2 protein-coding genes are annotated in these 1,911 nt (G+C 42.1%); both read left to right on the forward strand.

Annotated elements, in window-relative coordinates:
* Window positions 1-217: 217 nt before the first annotated feature.
* A complete protein-coding gene (locus tag ACEW8S_RS06445) occupies window positions 218-508 on the forward strand; it encodes an HU family DNA-binding protein (RefSeq protein ID WP_091864783.1) in 291 nt (96 codons plus the stop codon).
* Between the two features lie 335 nt (window positions 509-843).
* Window positions 844-1,911 (forward strand): ribonuclease E/G (locus ACEW8S_RS06450; protein WP_373517352.1); only part of this gene is annotated, 1,068 nt, incomplete at its 3' end.

Here is a 1,911-nt window from a genome sequence, read left to right on the forward strand (position 1 = left end):
ATTTTTTGGGCAAAGGTCATCGGCAGGAAAGGTTAGTTGCAAAACTAACGGATTCTTTAATGAAGCATCCTATCATTACCAGCTTAAAAAATTGGCGAACGATGAATCGTTTAAAATTAGCCCATTAGCAGGAAAGATATAATTAAATTTATATATTTGCATCCCAAAAAAACAGCATCCACATTGGATTCTAACTACTTAAAATTTAACACGAAAGATGACGAAAGCAGAAATTGTATCGAATATCTCGGATAAACTGGGAATCGAAAAAGGCGATGTACAGGCAACGATCGAAACCTTTATGGAGGAAGTGAAAAATTCCTTGGAAGGTGGTGATAATGTCTACCTAAGGGGTTTTGGCAGTTTTATTGTCAAGACCAGGGCCGAAAAGACCGGAAGGAACATCAGCAAGAACACCACTATCAAGATTCCGGCGCACAACATTCCAGCGTTCAAGCCCGCTAAGGTTTTTGTAGAGGGCGTCAAGAGCAATGTGCAGGTAAAATAATAACCCATAAAAAACAGGAATATATGCCGAGTGGTAAAAAAAGAAAAAGACATAAGGTAGCTACCCACAAGCGTAAAAAGCGTAGAAGGGCTAACCGCCACAAGAAAAAGTAAATTTTTTGTAAGGGCCGTAATGGCTGTAGGGACCGAAAATCTTCGGTACTTACCACCAATACAGCCCTTGCTATTTTATACGTTCATTGACATAGAAATCCCAAAAACGTGGATTCCGGCGGATTTTTCGAATCCGTTTCAAGTATTGTTTAATCAATTTGTCCGCTTCCGTTCCGATAAACATCGGGATTATTGTGAAGGGACAAGTACAAATATATTCAGGTGAATAGAGAATTAATCGTAAGATCTAGTTCCGATGCCGTTGATTTTGCCCTTTTAAAGGATGGAAAGCTCACTGAATTGCACAAAGAGGAAGACAACAACGATTTTTCCGTTGGCGATATACTTCTGGCCAAGGTACGCAAACCGGTAACCGGTCTCAATGCGGCCTTTGTCAACGTGGGTTATGAAAAGGATGCTTTTTTGCATTATCATGACCTTGGGCCACAATTGGCCACTATGCTTAATTTCATAAAGCAGGTAAGTTCAGGGAAATTGAAGGAGTATACCCTTACCAATTTTCCTACAGAAAAAGACATTGATAAAAATGGCGTCATAACCGATGTCATCAAGGCAAATCAATCTTTACTCGTGCAAATCGTCAAAGAGCCCATTTCCACCAAAGGCCCAAGAATCAGCTCCGAACTTTCCATTGCGGGGCGTTATCTGGTCATGGTGCCTTTTTCCGATCGTGTATCCGTTTCTCAAAAGATAGCGAGCAATCAAGAAAAAGATAGGCTGAAAAGACTGGTAAAAAGTATAAAGCCAAAAGGTTTTGGCGTTATTATCAGAACAGTCGCAGAAGGCAAAAAAGTAGCGGAACTTGACAAAGATCTAGAAAATTTGTTGGCCAAATGGTCGACAATGTGTGAAAAATTACAAAAAGCGCGGACCCCTTCGAAAGTATTGGTCGAACTCAACAGGGCTTCTTCGATACTCAGGGACGTCTTTAACGATACCTTTACCGGTATTCATGTAGATAATGAAACGCTTTACGACCAGATTCTGGATTATGTCCAGGAAATCGACCCCGGAAAGGAGTCGATCGTAAAACTGTACCAGTCGCCGGTTCCGATATTTGAAAAGTATGGGATAGAACGGCAGATCAAGACTTCTTTTGGCCGAACCGCCAGCATGAGCAAAGGTGCGTACCTCATCATCGAACATACCGAAGCGCTTCACGTTGTAGACGTGAACAGCGGTAACCGTTCGAGCAGGGGCAAGGGCCAAGAAGATAGCGCTTTAGAAGTGAACCTTTTGGCCGCTTCCGAAATCGCCAGGCAACTGCGC

The sequence above is a fragment of the Pricia sp. genome (assembly GCF_041745955.1).
In the GTDB taxonomy this organism is placed as follows: Bacteria; Bacteroidota; Bacteroidia; order Flavobacteriales; family Flavobacteriaceae; genus Pricia.

Bases quoted from the DNA above. Each gene is read 5' to 3' on its own strand.
- ACEW8S_RS06445 (WP_091864783.1), top strand. From the start codon at position 218: ATGACGAAAGCAGAAATTGTATCGAATATCTCGGATAAACTGGGAATC.